Annotated in this window: 14 protein-coding genes; 4 read left to right on the top strand and 10 right to left on the bottom strand. The window is 57.0% G+C overall.

The features are described 5' to 3' along the window. Window positions 1-13: 13 nt before the first annotated feature. Window positions 14-460: a hypothetical protein gene (locus tag LAO21_05110; GenBank protein ID MBZ5552078.1), complete on the top strand. Its 447-nt coding sequence runs from the start codon at window positions 14-16 to the stop codon at window positions 458-460. 629 nt (window positions 461-1,089) lie between these two features. On the opposite strand, the gene LAO21_05105 is transcribed toward LAO21_05110, so the two are convergent. From LAO21_05105 to LAO21_05060, 10 genes are all read right to left on the bottom strand, one after another. Continuing rightward, the gene (locus LAO21_05105) at window positions 1,090-3,321 is read right to left on the bottom strand and encodes a TonB-dependent receptor (protein MBZ5552077.1); all 2,232 of its coding nucleotides are present in this window, start codon (window positions 3,319-3,321) and stop codon (window positions 1,090-1,092) included. Between the two features lie 702 nt (window positions 3,322-4,023). Beyond that, window positions 4,024-5,421, bottom strand: coding sequence for a phospholipase (locus LAO21_05100; GenBank protein MBZ5552076.1), 1,398 nt, complete (start codon window positions 5,419-5,421; stop codon window positions 4,024-4,026). A gap of 74 nt (window positions 5,422-5,495) precedes the next feature. Then, window positions 5,496-6,191, bottom strand: a complete 696-nt coding sequence (locus LAO21_05095) for a hypothetical protein (GenBank protein ID MBZ5552075.1) — start codon at window positions 6,189-6,191, stop codon at window positions 5,496-5,498. Between the two features lie 168 nt (window positions 6,192-6,359). Next, window positions 6,360-6,833 (bottom strand): DinB family protein, encoded by a 474-nt coding sequence (locus LAO21_05090; protein ID MBZ5552074.1) that lies wholly within the window; start codon window positions 6,831-6,833, stop codon window positions 6,360-6,362. 67 nt (window positions 6,834-6,900) lie between these two features. Then, window positions 6,901-7,329: a DMT family transporter gene (locus LAO21_05085; GenBank protein ID MBZ5552073.1), complete on the bottom strand. Its 429-nt coding sequence runs from the start codon at window positions 7,327-7,329 to the stop codon at window positions 6,901-6,903. Next, window positions 7,326-7,859 carry a GNAT family N-acetyltransferase gene (locus tag LAO21_05080; protein ID MBZ5552072.1) on the bottom strand — a complete coding sequence of 178 codons (534 nt, stop codon included), beginning with the start codon at window positions 7,857-7,859 and terminating at the stop codon, window positions 7,326-7,328. The genes LAO21_05085 and LAO21_05080 overlap by 4 nt, the downstream gene beginning before the upstream one ends. Continuing rightward, a complete protein-coding gene (locus LAO21_05075; GenBank protein MBZ5552071.1) occupies window positions 7,856-8,152 on the bottom strand; it encodes a hypothetical protein in 297 nt (98 codons plus the stop codon). Before LAO21_05075 ends, LAO21_05080 begins: the two co-directional genes overlap by 4 nt. Window positions 8,153-8,475: 323 nt before the next feature. Beyond that, window positions 8,476-8,871, bottom strand: coding sequence for a hypothetical protein (locus tag LAO21_05070; GenBank protein ID MBZ5552070.1), 396 nt, complete (start codon window positions 8,869-8,871; stop codon window positions 8,476-8,478). 462 nt (window positions 8,872-9,333) lie between these two features. Continuing rightward, window positions 9,334-10,167 carry an arsenite methyltransferase gene (locus LAO21_05065; protein ID MBZ5552069.1) on the bottom strand — a complete coding sequence of 278 codons (834 nt, stop codon included), beginning with the start codon at window positions 10,165-10,167 and terminating at the stop codon, window positions 9,334-9,336. 8 nt (window positions 10,168-10,175) lie between these two features. After that, a complete protein-coding gene (locus LAO21_05060) occupies window positions 10,176-10,532 on the bottom strand; it encodes a metalloregulator ArsR/SmtB family transcription factor (protein ID MBZ5552068.1) in 357 nt (118 codons plus the stop codon). 240 nt (window positions 10,533-10,772) lie between these two features. Here LAO21_05060 and LAO21_05055 point away from each other — a divergent pair, with 240 nt between their 5' ends. The 3 genes from LAO21_05055 to LAO21_05045 are packed head-to-tail and all read left to right on the top strand — an operon-like array spanning window position 10,773 to window position 18,289. Next, window positions 10,773-12,086 (top strand): MdtA/MuxA family multidrug efflux RND transporter periplasmic adaptor subunit, encoded by a 1,314-nt coding sequence (locus LAO21_05055; GenBank protein MBZ5552067.1) that lies wholly within the window; start codon window positions 10,773-10,775, stop codon window positions 12,084-12,086. Continuing rightward, window positions 12,083-15,187, top strand: a complete 3,105-nt coding sequence (locus LAO21_05050) for an MdtB/MuxB family multidrug efflux RND transporter permease subunit (GenBank protein MBZ5552066.1) — start codon at window positions 12,083-12,085, stop codon at window positions 15,185-15,187. The genes LAO21_05055 and LAO21_05050 overlap by 4 nt, the downstream gene beginning before the upstream one ends. A gap of 9 nt (window positions 15,188-15,196) precedes the next feature. After that, complete coding sequence (locus tag LAO21_05045) at window positions 15,197-18,289, top strand: multidrug efflux RND transporter permease subunit (protein MBZ5552065.1); 3,093 nt, start codon at window positions 15,197-15,199, stop codon at window positions 18,287-18,289. Window positions 18,290-18,406 lie beyond the last annotated feature (117 nt).

Genomic DNA, 18,406 nt, shown 5'->3' with positions numbered 1-18,406 from the left:
TATGATCAAAGCAATGAATTTTCCTAAAACTGATGATGATGTTCGTAGACTTCGATCGAAGGCGGGTGATGCATTGCGCGCGAAGCTGCCTGCCGCGGGTGGAGAGAAACTCCTGGAAATCAAAACGACGGATAAAGACAGGGAACGGAGGAATCCCATCGATCCGCCTTTTCTGCTTGTCGACACCGACGCCACAACCTTACCGGACTGCATCATCCAGATGGCTCGGGAATATGGAAGGCAGGATTCGGTGTCTACCGTGGAGGTCTTCTGTCGCCGCAAGGATAGTGGGGGCGAGTACTACAACGAGCACGTGGTGAGTTTTCACCGGCCTGATGGCACGCCAGGAGACAATCGTCGTGAAAGCATTGCCATCACGGTCCTCGGTAACATCCTCGTTTATAAGCCTCAACCCGATTCGAAGCAAACGGTGCTAGAAGAAGCCGAGGTTTTGGTCTAGTCCCCTCGAATTCGAGGCTGATTCCTTGTCAAAGCCGCGGAGCGGCCCGCCGCACGCGGATAGCCTGGGGCGTGCGCTCCAGGAAGGGTCGCCACCTTTAAAGCAGCATAGCTCTATCGTTCAATGGCAATTCTGTTTCTAGGCTTCCGAAAGAAAGGGACTGTCCCTAGGGACTGTCCCTAGGGACAGTCCCTCGCATCAGTCCAAGAAAAGTCACGTTTCTCGCTTTCTTCCCTCTTTGGGCTGGCCCATGCATTCAGAGATTAATCCGCGAGGTAGCCTGACCCCATACCCATCTGCGTGAATCAGCGTAATCTATGGATTAGAAACGGATCTGCAACCCCGCAAAGACCTCTCGATCTGCACCGGGCTGGTAAGAATTCCCGTCAGGATCGGGCTCTCGGAAGGCGATGTACTGGGTGCCGGTGAGATTTTCTCCGTAAGAAAAGGGACTGTCCCTAGGGACAGTCAGAAAAGGGACTGTCCCTAGGGACAGTCCCTCGAACCGGTCCGAGAAGAGTCGCGTTTATCGCTTTCTTCCCTCTTTGGGCTGGCCCATGCATTCAGAGATTAATCCGCGAGCTAGCCTGACCCCATACCCATCTGCGTAAATCAGCGTAATCTATGGATTAGAAGCGGATCTGCAGCCCCGCAAAGACCTCCCGCTCCGGTCCGGGCTGGTAGGAATTTCCGTCGGGATCGGGCTCGGTGAAGGCGATGTAACGGGTGCCGGTGAGATTCTTTCCGTAAACGAAGGCGGTGGCATAGATCTTCCGCCGCTGCCAGGTCCTGCTGAGGCGAGCGTCCAGCAGACCATAGCCGTCGATCCAGGTTCGATTGGTCGCGTCAATGTAGGCCCGGGAGAAGGCTTGAGTGCTGACGTTCAAAGTCAGCTTTTGTGGAAAATCAAAAGAGGCCTCTGCAAAGAATTGATGCACTGGAGAATTGGGGAGCAGGTTTCCAATCAAGTTCCCGGGATAGGTGATGCTGTTATACTGCGTGTAGAGGAAATGCGAATAGGTGTACGAGCTATTGAAGGTCACGCGACTGGTCGGCAACCATCGGACCGAAGTCTCCAGTCCGTAGCGGCGGCTTTGGCCGGCATTGCGATAGAAGGTTTCAAGCGGCCGTGAAGACACGCGGTACCGCTCGAAGTCATTCTTCGTATCGAGACGAAACACGGTGGAGTCAAAGTAAAACCGGTTCTTGACGTGGCCCCTGATCCCTACTTCTGCACCCGAAGAAGTCGCAGGAATGAGGGACTGGTTGAACCCACCCAGGGCGGCCGGGTTGGCGTAGAGCTCTTCGGTGGCCGGCGGCAAGAATCCCTGACCCCACGAGGCATAAAGGCCGATCTGCTCTTTAGGGTTCCAATTGACCCCCACCCTGCCTGTTCGGCGGTTAAAGATCCTGTCCCCTGAAAGGTCGAGGCCGTTAAATTTCAGGTAGTCCGTGAGCGAATTACCGATGTGGTCGAAGCGCATGCTAAGCAACAGCGCCCATTTTGTCCCCAGTCCCAACCGGTCCACCACATATCCCGCCACACGGTTCTGGGTGATCGATTGGTTGGAAAGCAGACTTGTGCCCTCAACTGCGTTTCCCAGATTTGGATGGCGAAATTCGTCAATGAATTGACCGTCCAGGTCAAAGCCCAGACTGAGGTGATTCTTGACCCAACCGCTCCCCTGTTCCAGGTCATACTGGCTCGATCCACCCGGGGAAAACAATGTGCGGTGAGCGACCGAGGAAGGAACCGGTTCGTCGTACTGAGTTCGTCGTGAGTAAAAAGTGAAGGAGAGTCGTTGTCCTTCGGAGATCGTCCACTGCCCGCTCAAACCGCCAGTCCCGCGAATCGTCTTCTGATATTCATTGTAGGTAAGGGCATCCGGATTGGCCATTCGTCGATCTTGTTGCAACCAGGCGAGGTTCAATCCTTCGGCATTCTGGTTGAAGAAACCGGTACCCATCACAAGCGCATTCAGCCGAAGACGGGACGTGACATCAAAGCTGAGTTTTCCATAGATGTTGTCCGACCAGAAGGCGGTGTGATCCCGATAGCCGTCGCCGGCATCTCTTGATCCCGCCAGGAAGAAAGAACCGTGCGAGAAGGGACCCGACAACTCGCCGCGCCCCTTATAAAAACCGTTAGAGCCCCCGGAGGTCGAAAGTGCACCGTGAAAGGTGTTCCCAGCGTCGCGAGTTTGAATATCAATGACGCCGCCGGCCGATCCTCCTCCATAAAGAAAAGCGAGCGGCCCACGCACGATTTCCATTTGTTGGACACCGGCCCAATCGACGTCAAACAAGTCAGGAACAAAGCCGGTCGGGTCATTCAAGGGAAGGCCATCAAGCAACACCTGGATGCCGCGAATTCCCCGCTCCGTCAGTATGCCCTGCCCTCGAATCGACATATGCACACGCTCGCCATTGGCCTGGTTATCGACCTTAACGCCGGGAATGCCACGAAGCGCTTCATCCACAGCGACAGAGCGTGACATGGCATCGAGGGTGTCCGGCCCCACCAGCGAGGTTGCAGCCGGGGTCGTGCTTAAGGGAATATCCAGCCTGGAAGCCACGACCGTGACCTCTTGTCTGACGATTCTTACCGGTGTGAGCGTCACCTCGACTTCAGCATCTTGGTTTCTAAATTCAAGAATTAAGCTCTCAGGATAATAGCCGGGTAGCTCGAAATCGAAACGGATCTGCCCGTCGGGGGAGGCGGGATGGATTGTGAATTCCCCCCGGTCATCGCTGAAGGTTTTCAGTCTGAGGGTCGCTGAGGTGATCGCCACGTCTTTCAACGGCTGGCACTGCAGGTCCCTGATTCGACCATGGATCGCCTCGCGGTCTGCACGTGCCATATCCTGTTTCTGATTTTGGCCCGCGGATGCCGAGGATGCACCACTCGTTGGCTTGCCTTGTGGTCCCAGGGGGAAAACGAACGAGCCTATGAACACCACACATACGACGCAAATCCAGGACAATTTCAAAAGACAACGCACACTTGGAGAAATCACCTTGAGGCCTCCCGGGGTTTGGCAGCAATAAACGGAAAATTCCTATCGGACACTTCGGAAGTCGAGACGGATGCGGCTGCGGAGAGAGCCTCCTCATCTCCGCAGGTCTAATCATATAGGAAGACGTATTAAGCTTGTTAATGGTTTCACAAAGCACCTTCCGTTTCCGGATGACCTCGGAAACTTGACCCGAAGCCATTCTGCTCAGAGCACCCTACGACGGAGAGGTCGAATTTGAACGATCCACCAGCTACCGCTGGTGGGATTTTCAGGTCAGCCGTTGTCGGGTGATAGGCCGAAATTCAATGATCCCCCACCTGCCGGTGGGGGAATTTGGATGTGGGTGTTGGGTGTGATTCACAAGGCAATGCGGCTATGAATGGGCTAATACCTTTCCATAAACCCATGGGTGGTTGTCCGGACAAAGAACATTGCTCAACTCCTTCTCTTCCTCCAACCCATCTTCGAACCGACCGGGGGCACTGAACACGGTGGTCCAACCCCTCCCGCATCCCCAAGCCCCAGGGAGTCCGGACCTGATTCAAATCAACGCGCAGGGTTGACCGGTCTCAGATTTGCGCCTAGTCTCTTCAATTCCAAGAATCGTTCCACCCGCTCTTTGGCGATGGAGGTCTGATTTTCCGGCCCTTCGGCTTGTGCGACCATTCGACGGACGATGGTCTCGGGCGGTTCAAGATGCGCCATCCGGCTCTCGAGGTATTGAGCGTAAGCGATCAGGGCCTGCTGATGCTGGCTCAGGGGTGTGGGCGGTCCCGCCATCAACGCGGGGGAAGGAGCAATCTGAGGGACTGCGATGGAGCTGGGTGTATCGGTTCGGGGAGAACTGAGCGTTTGAAATTCCTCCCCAAACGAATTGGCGAATGCGGTCCGGTTTCCCAAGGACCCAAGATCCCATTTCTCGGTCGCGTATTTCAATAAGCTGGTATGGTCCAGAATCGTGGAGATGACTCCAGCCTTCACCCAGGGCGACACCAGAAGCGCTGGGACGCGGACCCCTAAACGATCGAACGTATATTCTTCGGCATGCGTGTCCGGGGGAAATGCACTGGGTGGAGAGACGTGATCGTAAAAGCCCCCATGTTCGTCATAGATAATGACCAGAAGCGTACTCGACCACAGTTCCGCGTTCGCCCGAAGGCCATTGTAAACTTGCGCCAGCAGGACTTCGCCCTTCGTTATGCTGGTCGGTGGATGCTGGTCGTTTTCCTCGGGTTCGAAATAGGCAGGCTCAATGAAAGAGTATTGTGGAAATTCAGAAGCCTGGCCCTTTGCATCCTGAAAGAAGGTATCCATGCGGCTGTAGCCAAAGGGGTGTTCCAGCTGGCGTACCAGGAGGAGTGAATGCGGGAAGTCGTGATAGTAAATTTTCCACGAAATGCCCTTTTCGCTGAGCCGGTCGTAGACGGTGGTCTGGTCCCAAACATGAATGTTTGGATCATGCATTCCGTTAGGCATCTTGACCCAGCCCAATGAAGTTCCACTGTGTACAAAAAACCGGTTCGTCCAGGTGGGCCCGGGCACCGAAGAGAACCAGTGATCACAGACACCGAACGACCGGGCCAATGCGTGGATCACCGGCAGCGACCCGAGTTTGTAGTACGCCATGATCTCCTGGCGTTGGGCGGTCGTCGTCTGCGGGTGGGCCTGCGCATAATCCGCCACGAATCCCTGGCATGGACCATCGATCTGTCTCAAAACGCTATCCACCCCATGATTGGGGTCAGGGTTCACGCCGTCGGATGTGGTGCTGGCCTGACATAGGGGAGGATTTGTGGCCGGAAAGTCAGGGTTACATTGCGGCGCGTCCGGCTCCACCCCTTCCATCGACGGATAACTCGACTTCAAACAGCCCAGCATCCGGTCGAAGGACTGATTTTCAAGCATGAGAACCACGATATGTTGAATGGGATCTGAGATTGCCATGACGTCTTTTCCCCTCTCTCGTTAGCGGACCAGGGAGCTTGTCCCCGGCGACTGATTAATTTGGGATTGCACATTCATTCATCCAGGGCGGTCCCCAGGATCGTCCCATCCCTTTTGGAAATTCTTGCTGTCGCCACACGCGAAGTTGTCTGATCGAGATAGGTGCCCGTCACCGTCCATACTCCGTTTTCAAGTTCAGTCTTATACGGTTTTTGCAACTCAATTCCCTTTTGACCGTAGAGCCCGATCCACACGGCCTCGGCGACCCTGACTGCTGTTTCCTTGTCCGGCACAAAACCCTGGGTTGGTATTGAGGAGTCCCGGCCGCCAGACCTAAGAGATCTGTCCCGCTCGAGCTGTGCGAGGACGGAAAAGTATTCGACGCCATGCGCTCGAAGGACCTCCGACGCCACGCAGCTCTCCTCCCGGAGCAGTCCAAGCAAAAGGTGTGCCGTGTCAATCTCTTTATGAGACAACGCCTCCGCATCTTCGGCAGCATACATGAGAACCCGCTTGGATTCCTGAGTCAGGGGCAAATCGACAGATGTGGACACTTTCAGGTCATACCTGGCGGCGCGCTCCTGAACGTCTAAATGGACAGCTTCAATTGATTCGCTGGGGGGAAGAAAGCGGCGAACCAGCGCCGAGTCCTCACGCAAAAGGCCGAGAAGCAAGTGCTCCGTCTCTATCGATTGCGCCCCCAGGTGACTGGTTTCATACCGGGCAAAGAAGATCACGCGCCTGGCCTTCTCTGTGTATCGTTCAAACATCCCGCTCTCCTGTTCCAGTCTGCCGACCCTGATAAGCCCTATCGCTTCTCCCTCATCAAGTACGAAGACACCCTGAACTTCATCACGTGATGCTCACGCCCATAAGGATCATCGACACTGATGGATGGCATGGGAAATCAGGCGGCGCCCGGTGAAGCCAAAAGGCATTCAGCTTTGCCGGCTGCAGGCAAGTTTCTGGCGGATGGCGCCCACGTGATAAGCAACGTGGGCGATCACCCCGATGGCTCCTCCCATGGACTCGGCACTGGAGGCGGCCTTGGTCTCGACGGATTGGCGCAGTTCGTCATAGCCTGCGCGCAGCTTCTCCAACATGCCGGCCCACGCGGCATCGTCCACCGAGCTGACGCTCCAACTCTCAGCCCAATCCCGCGGCATCCGGTCGCCCTGTATCCACGCCGTCGAGGCCGTCAATCCAAATGTCAAGTGGTGCACGTGGGCCGCGATGGAGGTTCCACCCCATGGGCGCGACGCCTCGCCCGCGCTAACACGGGCAAGGGTCCGGAACAGGCCCGCGACCGCGCTTCGGTCTGAAAAATAATTCCAACGTCCCGGTCCTTCAAATCCCTCTCGGAGTACCGCAAGAACATGCCCAACCGCGACACCGATGGCGACCTCTGGCATATCGTCACTCCTCCTGGCCTGCCAGCCTCAACATCGGTCGGCAAGGCTACGTGAAAAGATTAAACTTTCATTTGCGCGTCACAAGAATCAAGCCCACGACACAAAACATGATCCCAAGGACATTCGCAATCGACAGATGCTCTTTAAAAGCGATCAGTCCTATCGGGATGAGTAACAGTGCGACTGCGACGCTGGAGGCCACCGGGGCGATGCTGATATTCCAGCCGACCCGGTAGGCCAGCAAAAAACCGATCTCAATGGAGGCCGCTCCTAAGGCGACCACGAAAACCGCCCAATTCAATTCCCGGACAGAATCTAAGAACGGCCTGGGATCATGATAGAAAACGGTGCACACAACGAAGATCAAGATTCCCAAGGCATAGGCAAGCATCATGGTGATCAGCGGGTTGGTTGTCCTGGGGAGAGATTTCTGGGCGACATGGTAGAGGATGCTGCCACCGATCGTTAATAGCAGGGGGACGTAGAACGATTTCATGACTGGGAGCGCTCCATGAGGAAGTCGGCCTGAGGATCGGAACCCAACTGGAAGACATGCTGGCCAACAACCTGAAAGTTCCATTTGCGGTAGAAAGCCTGCGCCCGCCCGTTGCGCTCCCACACGCCCAACCACATCGATTGATATCCTGCGTGGCCGGCGGCCTCGATACAAGCCTCCATCAAAGCCTCGCCCACGCCCCGACCGAACCATTCCCTTGACACATACATGCGAACCAATTCAATCGACCTGCGATGGGCGACACAGGCCGGAACCTCCCCTGCTCGTATCTGGGCATATCCTGCTGCCGCTCCTTCGAATTCAGCGATGAAAAAGGTGACATCCGGCTCAACCAGCTCCGCCGCTTGCTTCTCGGGGCTGAATGAGGAGGCCAGGTAAGCCGCCATGTCTTCAGGCGCATTGTCGGCCGCAAAAGTGTCGTGGAAGGTCCGCGCTCCAAGCTCCGCCAGCAGGCTGGCATCATCCACCGTGCCCAGTCGAATTGTGGGAGTGAGTTTTTGGGTCGTCATACCCTAGCCCTCTGAAGCAGATGCTCCAGTCCAATGTGGTCCTGAGCACGCGACCAGCGATACACATTCCCGAAGTGCACTTCACCCACCTGCCCGGTGCGCCAGATCCCTGTTTCATTGAAAATGACCAGAGGACCATTGTCCTGGACGTTGACGGTTCCGTCCCCACTTCCACTCCAATGGATTTCCGAAGGGCCTTCCGAGGCGGCCAGAATGCGAAGATGCCGAACGCACTGAAGCCTATACCAGATTTCCCCGATTATCCCGTGGAAGAGGTCCGGACCACCAGTCATAGAGCTCCATTCATTGACTGCACACCTGATATGCTCCCCGCGCGATCGATGGGAACAAGCTGGTCCTTCATCGATTGGCCCAAGTGACGAGGGCTACTCTTCCGCCGAGGAATTTCATGGTTTTTTCAGGGGAGAATATACCACATCGCAGCCCAAACAATCCGTTCGAACTCTCCTTCAATGGATGTCACGTTGTAGGTCCTGATTGCCCCTTCAGGATAACAGGCGAGGCCGAAGCAATGCGCAGGCAAGCTTGCGCACTCCAAAGGCATTACCGTTTGAATGGAATCATGTAGCCAGGCGTTGTAACGTGGCAACAGTGTCTACCCGGGTGTTATCTGGACCGCCTCCAGCCAGGCCGCTGCATCCGAACGGGTCTGAAAGACACCTGTCTGCCAACCGGCGCCGTCGACCAGGGCTTCCCAGGTGCGCGCAAGGCCAAACATGTAATCCTTGGGAGCCACGATGGCCACAGCGAGGTGAGGGGCCAGCCTTGCCAGTTGCTGATCCAATCCGACGACCCGGCGGATTTCTTCGGTCGAAACCTCCAAGACCGTTACTTCGGCGAAAAGGACCATGGCCCGGGTAACACTGCGCACCTGCTCCTGTTGAGTCAGGAGCGTTTCTTTCACATGAATGATTTCGCGCCCGGTCACGACTCCCGTGCCCGACAACAGCAACGTCCGTCCGTCGTCCCGGAAATCAACAGCAAATGCCATCATTTCCTCCATGGATCAATGCTGCAGCGTTGTGTTCCCTTCCGCATCCCAAACCATCCGCGTCATGCCGAAATTCGCGCCCTGGCCCTTCAACCCTTGCAGTTAAATTGAAAACAACGCTTCGCTAACAATGGTGGACGGAAATCACCGAATGGTTCGTTACAAATAGCTTGCCGTGAACGACCAGTAGCCTCCACGGCATGGAACAGAGGATTTCTCAGAATCAGGTCTTTTGATCCAAGTTTCCCCCATGAAGTCAAGGATGCTCTTCCGGGTGTCATCCCGCATTTTGCATAAAACCGAGAGAAGCTGTCCAGACAATTCCTGCATGGCCTTACGTCACTGTCCGGAATATATCGATTCCGATTTGATTCAAAACGGCCGCGGGTTCCGGGTTCAATCCAGTCGAAGTTGTATCGGCCGTAGACGCCTCGAACTGGTCGCGATAGTGTTCGCCAGTGATCACCTGCTGTCTACCGGCTTACGGGCACGAATGAAGGCGCTCATGAACTTCTCGTCCACTTGCGGGCCGATGACCGCCACGTCGATCCCCTGATCAGTCAAAAAGTTCAGGGCATCGGCCACCCGATAGATGCGCGTAGGTTCCAGGTCGATGTCTTCAAAACCCGCCTTTCTCAATTTTCCTCGATACTCGTTCTCGTCCAGCGCTCCCGCCACACAGCCCACCCAGAGCAACACGCTCTTCCGGATGTCGGAAGGGATTTCGCCTCGAGTCACCACGTCGGAGACGGCAAACCTTCCGCCCGGCTTCAGCACCCGAAATGCTTCCGCGAGCACCCGGTCCTTATCGGCCGAGAGATTGATCACGCAATTTGAGATGATGACATCCACGGAATTATCCGGCAGTGGGATGCGCTCGATTTCACCCTTGAGGAACTCAACATTATCGATTCCGGCTTTCCGCTTGTTTTCGTTTGCCAGCGCCAGCATTTCATCGGTCATGTCCAGACCGTACGCCTTCCCGGCGGGACCGACGCGTTTGGCGGACAGGAGGACATCAATGCCCCCGCCTGAACCCAGATCGAGGACGGTCTCACCAGGATTCAGCTCGGCGAGGGCAGTCGGATTGCCACAGCCCAGGGAGGCCAGCACTGCCGTGTCAGGCAGCCCGCTCGTCTGCTCCAGATCGTAAAGTCTGCTTGTGATGGGGTCATCGCACACCGAGACGGAGGTCGAGACCGGGCTGCAACAGGAGGTCTTGGCGCCTCCGACTACCCTCAAAGCAGCCTGACCGTACTTCTGTTTTACCACTTCCTTGATATTCGGGTTCTCCATTGTTCCTCCTAGGTGGAAAGTTGAACGATTTGATCGGGGTCGATGGCCTTTGAGCGCGTGCAGCATTCAGCATACAGAAAGGTCAGGAGTTCTTTCAGGGCTTCGGTATTCGCCCGGTAACGCAGGAATGTGCCTTCCCGGGTTACCTGGACGAGGTCCTCGTGTTTGAGTTTTTCCAGATGATGTGACAGGTTAGAGGGTGAAATCCCCAATTCCTCTTGAATCTCACCGACCACCATGCCGTCCGGATGTGCAGCCAGTAGCAGCCTTACAATATGGAGTCGGGACTCGGTTCCCATGGCGGCCAGCATGTCGGCGTACCGGATAATGTCATTGAATGGGCTGTTGACAGGTGGCTTCTTCATATTTCAATAATACTAGAAGTATTGAACATATCAAGTCCAAAAGATCATTCTATGGACGATGGAACGGGTAAACGAGAGGCAGGGTTAAAATCAGGAGTAGTTTGTAAAGGACGGTAGTGGAAGGGGGCAGCAGTTTTTCGCTGTCTTCACCCCACGGCCCCGGACTCGGTTCTTCGATGTAACGATGGACGTCCGGTTTGCGTCATGATAAATTCGAACTTTTTATATATCAAAGGTGCCATGATGTCCGCCTATAGTCCCCTGGAGGGGAGTAATACCCGAATTCCACCAAGCGTCAAAGAGGAGGAAATGAAGGTGCGCGCGCACAAACGCTATTGGCTTTGGCTCCTGATCCTGATCCTTTTGGCTGGAGTCGCCTGGGGTGCCTACAAGCTGAGAGCGCGCTCTCAGGAGGCGTCCGCAGGGAAGCCGGGCCCGGGCGCAGGACGTGCAGTGCCTGTTGCTGTGGCCCCGGTAGAAAGTAGAGATGTCCCTGTCTATCTGGAGGGTTTGGGATCGGTCACGGCCTTCAACACAGTTACCGTGAAGAGTCGGGTGGACGGACAACTCGTCGAGGTGGTGTTTCGCGAAGGCCAATTCGTGCGGGCTGGAGATTTTCTTGCTCAAATTGATCCACGCCCTTACCAGGTGGCGTTGGACCAGATGCAAGGGCAACTGGCGAAGGACCAGGCCCAGCTGGATGGGGCCCGAATCGATTATGCAAGATATCAAAAATTATCGCAGGAGGGGGTTACCCCACGGCAGCAATTCGATACGCAAAGTGCTCTGGTGAATCAGCTCGAAGGGTCCGTTCGCGCGGACCAGGCACAGATCAACAATCAGAAACTGAATTTGACCTACTGTCGAATCACGGCGCCCATCGGCGGTCGGATTGGTCTCCGCCTGGTCGACCAGGGCAACATCATTCACGCCAACGATCCCAACGGTCTGGTGGTCATCACGCAACTTCAGCCGATTGCGGTGATCTTCACGCTCCCGCAGGATCAGCTCCCGCTGGTCTACAAGAAACTGCGTGACGGAGTGAAGTTTCCTGCCGACGCCTACGACCGCGACAACACGACAAAACTGGCCAGCGGAACGCTCCTCACGATCGACAATCAAATCGATCCCAATACCGGGACCTACAAGCTGAAGGCCGTTTTTGGGAACGAAGACAACGTCCTTTTCCCGAATCAGTTCGTCAACGTCCACCTGCTGGTTGATACCCGCCGCGGCCTCACCGTTGTCCCTGCTGCGGCAATCCAGCGCGGTCCACAGGGAGCATACGTCTATGTCGTCACGGGTGGCGACTCCGCGAAAATCCGTCCTGTGACGATCGCTTTGACCTCGGGCAGTTACGTGGGGATCAACGAAGGGCTCCGGCCCGGAGAATCGGTTGTGGTTGACGGGCAGGACAAGCTGCAAGACGGAAGCAAGATTGATGCCCGGACGCCGACCGGTGGAACGGCTGGGGCGGGCGGACCCGGAGGCGGTCAAAGAGGTGGTCAAGGCGGGCGCGGTGGGGCCAGAGGTGCCGGGGGACGGTCGCAATGAGTCCATCGAGGCCATTCATTTTACGGCCTGTGGCCACCAGCCTGTTGATGGTGGGAATTTTGCTCGCGGGGTTCGTGGCATACAGGCAACTGCCGGTTTCGGCATTGCCGCAGGTCGATTATCCCACCATCCAGGTCGTTACATTTTATCCCGGCGCCAGCCCGGACGTGATGGCGTCATCGGTCACCTCCCCCTTGGAACGGCAGTTCGGCCAGATCCCCGGCCTGAACCAGATGACGTCCACGAGCTCGTTCGGGAGCTCGATTATCACTTTGCAGTTCGTGCTCGACCTCAATATTGACGTGGCCGAGCAGGAAGTCCAGGCGGCGATCAACGCCGCTTCCCAGCTCTTACCTCGCGACCTGCCCAATCCCCCGATCTATTCCAAAATCAATCCTGCCGACGCCCCCATCTTGACGCTCGCACTCACGTCCGATTCTTTGCCGCTTTCCAAAGTGGAGGACCTGGCCGACACGACCCTGGCGCAAAAGATTTCGCAGCTTCCCGGGGTGGGTCTGGTAAGCATCAGCGGGGGCCAACGTCCGGCGGTGCGGATCAAGGCGAACCCGACGGCCCTGGCCTCCTATGGATTGAGTCTGGAAGACCTTCGCGTATCACTGGGGCAGGCGAATGTGGATCAAGCCAAAGGGAATTTTGACGGACCTCAGCAGGCCTACACCATCGGGGCAAACGACCAGCTTACCTCGGGCAACGACTACCGGCCCCTGATTGTAGCCTTTCACAACGGCGCCCCCGTGCGGCTGAGCGACGTGGCTTCGGTCATCGATGGTGCTGAGAATGTCAACCAGGCCGCCTGGGCCAACGACAAGCCCGCCGTCATTCTCAATATCCAGCGGCAGCCGGGCGCCAACATTATCGGGGTGGTTGACCGGGTGAAAAAGCTTCTCCCAGTACTGCAGGCTTCGCTGCCCGCCTCCGTGAAGGTCAATGCCCTGACGGATCGCACCACGACGATTCGTGCCTCGGTGGCGGACGTGCAGTTCTCGCTCATGTTGACCGTGGCGCTGGTGGTCATGGTCATTTTCCTGTTTTTGCGCAGTGTCTCCGCCACCGTCATCCCAAGCATTGCCGTGCCCTTGTCCATTGTCGGGACCTTCGGGGTCATGTACCTGCTCGGCTACAGCCTGAACAACCTCACCCTGATGGCGCTGACCATCTCCACTGGCTTCGTGGTCGATGACGCCATTGTCATGATAGAGAACATCAGCCGCTTTATCGAAGCGGGAGAATCGCCGCTTCAGGCTGCGCTCAAGGGAGCGGAGCAGATCGGGTTTACGATTGTTTCGCTGACGGTGTCTCTGATCGCGGTGTTGATCCCGTTGCTCTTCATGGGCGACATCGTGGGCCGGCTGTTCCGTGAATTTGCAGTCACCTTGGCGGTTACGATCCTCGTGTCAGCGGTTGTGTCGTTGACCCTCACCCCGATGATGTGTGCCAAGCTGCTGAAGAGCGACGAGAAGAACAGGCAGAGCTGGTTCTACCGGAAGTCGGAAGAGTGGTTTGAGGCGATCATCGCTTTTTACGGACGCACGCTGCAATTTGTCCTGCGCTATCGAGGAACGACGTTGGTCATCACGGCGGGCACGCTGGTGGCAACCATTCTCCTGTACGTGTTTGTTCCCAAGGGTTTTTTCCCGGTACAGGACACCGGGGTCATCCTCGGAGTGTCGGATGCGCCGCAGAATGTGTCTTTCACGGCGATGGCGCAGCGGCAGGAGGCGTTGGCGCGTGTTATCCTCCAGGATCCCGCCGTTGAAAGCCTCTCCTCGTTCATCGGAATTGATGGTGCAAACACCACGGTCAACAGCGGGCGGATTCAAATCAACCTCAAGCCGCTCGAGGAGCGTCGGCTCTCGGCCTCGGATGTCATCCGGCGACTGCAGCCGGCGCTCCAGAAAGTCGGGGGCATCACGCTATTCATGCAGCCGGTGCAGGATCTCACCGTCGAGGATCGCGTCAGCCGCACGCAATTTCAATACAGTCTCGAGGATGTTGACTCCAAGGAACTCGCCTACTGGACGCCGCGCATGATCGACAAGATGCAGAAGATTCCCGAATTGCGCGATGTTGCCAGTGACCAGCAGAACCTGGGCCTGCTCGCCACCCTGGAGATTGACCGTGACACGGCCTCACGGCTGGGCATTCTTCCGCAGACCATTGACGATACGCTCTACGATGCCTTTGGTCAGCGGCAGGTCTCCACCATATTCACCCAGCTCAACCAGTACCACGTGGTCCTGGAAGTGGCTCCGGAGTTTCAGAAAGACCCCAACTCGCTCAAGGACATCTATGTGCACTCGACGACGGGCCAGCAGATCCCGCTGAGTTCCTTCACGCGATTTGTGCCCTCCACGACCGCCCTGGCCATCAACCATCAAGGGCAGTTCCCGGTGGTCACGTTGTCGTTCAATCTGGCCCCGGGCACTTCGCTGGGGGAGGCCGTCAGCACCATTGACGGGGCCAAGCAGGAACTCGGCATGCCCCCCAGCATTCAAACGAGTTTCCAGGGAACGGCCGCTGCATTCCGGGCGTCTCTCGCCAACGAGCCCATCCTGATTCTGGCCGCAATCATCGTTGTCTACATTGTCTTGGGCATCCTTTACGAAAGCTACATTCATCCCATCACGATTCTTTCGACGCTCCCTTCGGCCGGCGTCGGCGCGATTCTCGCGCTCCTATTGTGCAAGACGGAGTTCAGCGTCATCGCGCTCATCGGGATGATTCTGCTGATCGGCATCGTGAAGAAGAACGCCATTATGATGATCGACTTCGCCCTCGAGGCCGAGCGCAAGGAGGGCAAGTCGCCGCTCGATGCCATTTACGAGGCCTGCCTGTTGCGCTTTCGCCCCATCATGATGACCACCATGGCGGCGCTGCTCGGTGGATTGCCGTTGGCCCTCGGGTCAGGGGTCGGGTCCGAACTGCGCCGGCCTCTTGGCATCACCATTGTCGGCGGATTGGTCCTCAGCCAACTGCTGACACTTTATACCACCCCCGTGATTTACCTGGCCTTTGACTGGTTGGCACGGAGGGTCCATTTGCAGATTGGCAATCCCCTTGGGGAGCCGGCGGGAGAATAGGCGTTGAATATTTCTTCGAACATTTCGGCGCCCTTTGTTCGCCGCCCCGTCGCGACCTCGCTTCTCACCCTGGCGATCCTGATGGCGGGAGCAGTCGCGTTTCGTTTTCTTCCCGTCGCCCCCTTGCCGCAGGTCGATTTTCCCACGATTTCGGTGAACGCCGGACTGCCGGGAGCGAGCCCGGAGACGATGGCTTCGGCCGTGGCCACTCCTCTCGAGCGGCAGTTCGGCCGCATCGCCGCCGTGACCCAGATGACCTCCTCCAGTTCACTGGGCTCAACCAACGTCACGCTGCAATTCGATCTGAACCGCGACATTAACGCTGCCGCCCGCGACGTCCAAGCCGCTATCAATGCTGCCCGAGGCCAGCTTCCGGCCGATCTCCCCGGCCAGCCCTGGTACCGCAAGGTCAACCCAGCCGATGCCCCCATTCTCTTGCTGGGACTTTCCTCCGAAAACATACCCCGCGGGGAGGTGTACGATGCCGCGGACTCCATTCTGGCCCAAAAACTCTCTCAGGTAGAAGGGGTAGGGCAGGTTTTTGTGTGGGGAGGCGCCCGGCCGGCGGTCCGGGTGGATGTGAATCCCAACCAGCTTAACGCGTACGGGATCAGTCTGGACCAGGTCCGCTCCGTCCTTTTTACGGCCAATGCGAACCGTCCCAAGGGCCAACTTTCGAATCAGGACGAGTCCTGGCAGATCAACACCACGGACCAGTTATTTAAGGCGAAGGAGTACCGCCCTCTCATCGTGGCATGGAAGAACGGGGCGCCCGTCCGATTGGATCAGATCGCCTCGGTCACAGACTCCGTGGAGAACACCCGGAATGCCGGAGTGTCCAACGGAAAACCAAGCGTGATCATGCCGATTTTCCGCCAGCCCGGGGCCAACATGATTGAAACCGTGGATCGCATCTTCGGGCTCCTGCCGGTTCTGCAAAACTCGATCTCCCCGTCCATCCATCTCGGTGTGATTCTCGACCGCACCACTACCATCCGGGCCTCGATCAAGGATATCGAAATCACGCTGATGCTTTCCATCGTGCTGGTGGTTTTGGTGGTGTTCGCCTTCTTGCGGAACCCCTGGGCCACCGCGATTCCGAGCATCGCCGTTCCGCTTTCACTGGTGGGCACATTTGGGGTGATGTACCTGCTGGGCTATAGCGTCGACAACCTTTCTTTGATGGCCCTGACCATTTCCACCGGGTTCGTGGTAGACGATGCCATCGTGGTCATTGAGAACATCGCCCGGCATCTCGAGGCGGGCATGCAGCCGATGCAGGCGACGTTGCAGGGCGCGCGCGAAATAGGATTCACGGTGATCTCGATGAGCACCTCGCTCATCGCTGTGTTCATCCCGATTCTTTTGATGGGCGGTATTGTGGGGCGGCTGTTCAGGGAGTTTGCCGTGACGCTGAGCGTGGCTATTACCGTCTCCTTGCTCGTGTCCCTGACGACCACCCCGATGTTATGCGCGCGCTTTCTGCGCCACGAAAAGCGCGAACATGGCATGGCTTACCGCATCGCCGAAGGGGGCTTTAACTGGCTTTATAACACCTACCACATCGGCTTGCGATGGGTTTTGCGAAATCAGCCGGTGGTGCTGGCTTTGACTATTCTGACTGCGTGCGTCAACGTGTACCTCTTCATCATTGTGCCGAAGGGCTTTTTCCCCCAACAAGACACGGGTCGATTGACAGGAAGCATCGTGGCCGATCAGGACATCTCTTTTTCAGCCATTACCGACAAGATGATGGCTTTCGCCAGGATAGTTCAGGATGACGCGACGGTTGACACCGTCACGGCATCAACCAGCAGCGGGAACACGGCACGCATGTTTATTCAGCTGAAGCCCCTGGCGGAGCGCAAGATGAGCGCCGACCAGGTGATCGCCCGGCTGCGCGGCAAGTTGGCCCATATCCCCGGGGCCACGTTATATCTTCAGGCCGTCCAGGACGTTAATGTGGGCGGACGCGGGAGTAATTCACAGTTCCAGTATACCTTGCAGGCCGATACCCTGCAGGACTTGAATTACTGGGCGCCCCTCATGTTAGAACGCCTGAAAAAGATCCCCGAACTCAGGGATGCGAACAGTGATTCGCAGAACCACGGTCTTGAGACCCAGTTGGTCGTGGACCGGGATACCGCCTCCCGGCTCGGTGTCTCCATGACCGCCATTGACGCCGCCCTGGGCGACGCCTTCGGCCAGCGGCAGGTCTCCAATATTTATAAGGGCCTGAATCAATACCATGTGGTGTTGGAAGTGGCGCCCGAGTTTCAGAAGAATCCGGAGGCGCTCAAGTCCATTTACGTCGCTTCAAAGACGGGCAGCCTGGTCCCCCTCAGCACGTTCTCGCACTATGAGACGTCGTACAGTTCCCTCTCCGTCAACCATCAGGGGATCTTCCCCGCCATCACGCTCTCGTTTAATCTGGCGCCGGGCACCGCGCTGGGCGATGCCGTGCGCGACGTCAAAGAGGCAGAGCGTGAAATCCGGTTGCCGGCAAATGTCCACGCCAACTTCCAGGGCACGGCGCAGGCCTTCCAGGATTCACTTTCCAGCCAGCCTGTTTTAATTCTGACCGCTCTCGCAGCTGTTTACATCGTGCTGGGGGTACTTTACGAAAGCTATATCCACCCCATTACGATCCTCTCGACCCTCCCTTCGGCCGGTGTGGGGGCGCTGCTCGCGATCTTTATCTTTCATACCGACCTCAACGTGATGGCGCTGATCGGGATTATCCTATTGATCGGCATTGTTAAGAAAAATGCCATCCTGATGATTGATTTTGCCATTCAGGAGGAACGCATCCGGGGCAAGCCGCCCCTAGAGGCGATTTATCAAGCATGCCTGCTCCGCTTTCGCCCCATCATGATGACCACGATGGCGGCCTTGCTGGGGGCCTTGCCGCTCGCCATCGGGGGGGGCACCGGGGCTGAACTCCGCCGTCCGCTGGGTCTCACCATCGTCGGAGGCCTCATCCTGAGCCAGATGCTGACGCTGTTCACTACCCCGGTTGTTTACCTCTACCTCGACCGGCTTCAGACTTGGGCCCAGCGCTTGCGCTTGCGTCGCGCCACGTCGGGACTGGCGTCTGAATGAGACCTCAAACCGATTGGAATATTCAACCTGCCTTCTGTTGGGGGACAGGTGCCCTTCCCTTTGTTCTCTCTAGGCCTGCAGTCCAAGTGCGCCTCGGCGCCTAGCCCCTCGGCCCTA

Source organism: Terriglobia bacterium, from assembly GCA_020073085.1.
Taxonomy (GTDB): Bacteria; Acidobacteriota; Terriglobia; order JAIQFV01; family JAIQFV01; genus JAIQFV01.
Note: the sequence above shows the minus strand (reverse complement) of the source record. Positions and strands in the feature narration are given on the sequence as shown.

What these genes read in the sequence shown, in the direction of transcription:
- LAO21_05110 (MBZ5552078.1), top strand. Translation starts at nt 14, where the DNA reads ATGAATTTTCCTAAAACTGATGATGATGTTCGTAGACTTCGATCGAAG.
- LAO21_05105 (MBZ5552077.1), bottom strand. Translation starts at nt 3,321, where the DNA reads ATGGCACGTGCAGACCGCGAGGCGATCCATGGTCGAATCAGGGACCTG.
- LAO21_05100 (MBZ5552076.1), bottom strand. Translation starts at nt 5,421, where the DNA reads ATGGCAATCTCAGATCCCATTCAACATATCGTGGTTCTCATGCTTGAA.
- LAO21_05095 (MBZ5552075.1), bottom strand. Translation starts at nt 6,191, where the DNA reads ATGTTTGAACGATACACAGAGAAGGCCAGGCGCGTGATCTTCTTTGCC.
- LAO21_05090 (MBZ5552074.1), bottom strand. Translation starts at nt 6,833, where the DNA reads ATGCCAGAGGTCGCCATCGGTGTCGCGGTTGGGCATGTTCTTGCGGTA.
- LAO21_05085 (MBZ5552073.1), bottom strand. Translation starts at nt 7,329, where the DNA reads ATGAAATCGTTCTACGTCCCCCTGCTATTAACGATCGGTGGCAGCATC.
- LAO21_05080 (MBZ5552072.1), bottom strand. Translation starts at nt 7,859, where the DNA reads ATGACGACCCAAAAACTCACTCCCACAATTCGACTGGGCACGGTGGAT.
- LAO21_05075 (MBZ5552071.1), bottom strand. Translation starts at nt 8,152, where the DNA reads ATGACTGGTGGTCCGGACCTCTTCCACGGGATAATCGGGGAAATCTGG.
- LAO21_05070 (MBZ5552070.1), bottom strand. Translation starts at nt 8,871, where the DNA reads ATGGCATTTGCTGTTGATTTCCGGGACGACGGACGGACGTTGCTGTTG.
- LAO21_05065 (MBZ5552069.1), bottom strand. Translation starts at nt 10,167, where the DNA reads ATGGAGAACCCGAATATCAAGGAAGTGGTAAAACAGAAGTACGGTCAG.
- LAO21_05060 (MBZ5552068.1), bottom strand. Translation starts at nt 10,532, where the DNA reads ATGAAGAAGCCACCTGTCAACAGCCCATTCAATGACATTATCCGGTAC.
- LAO21_05055 (MBZ5552067.1), top strand. Translation starts at nt 10,773, where the DNA reads ATGATGTCCGCCTATAGTCCCCTGGAGGGGAGTAATACCCGAATTCCA.
- LAO21_05050 (MBZ5552066.1), top strand. Translation starts at nt 12,083, where the DNA reads ATGAGTCCATCGAGGCCATTCATTTTACGGCCTGTGGCCACCAGCCTG.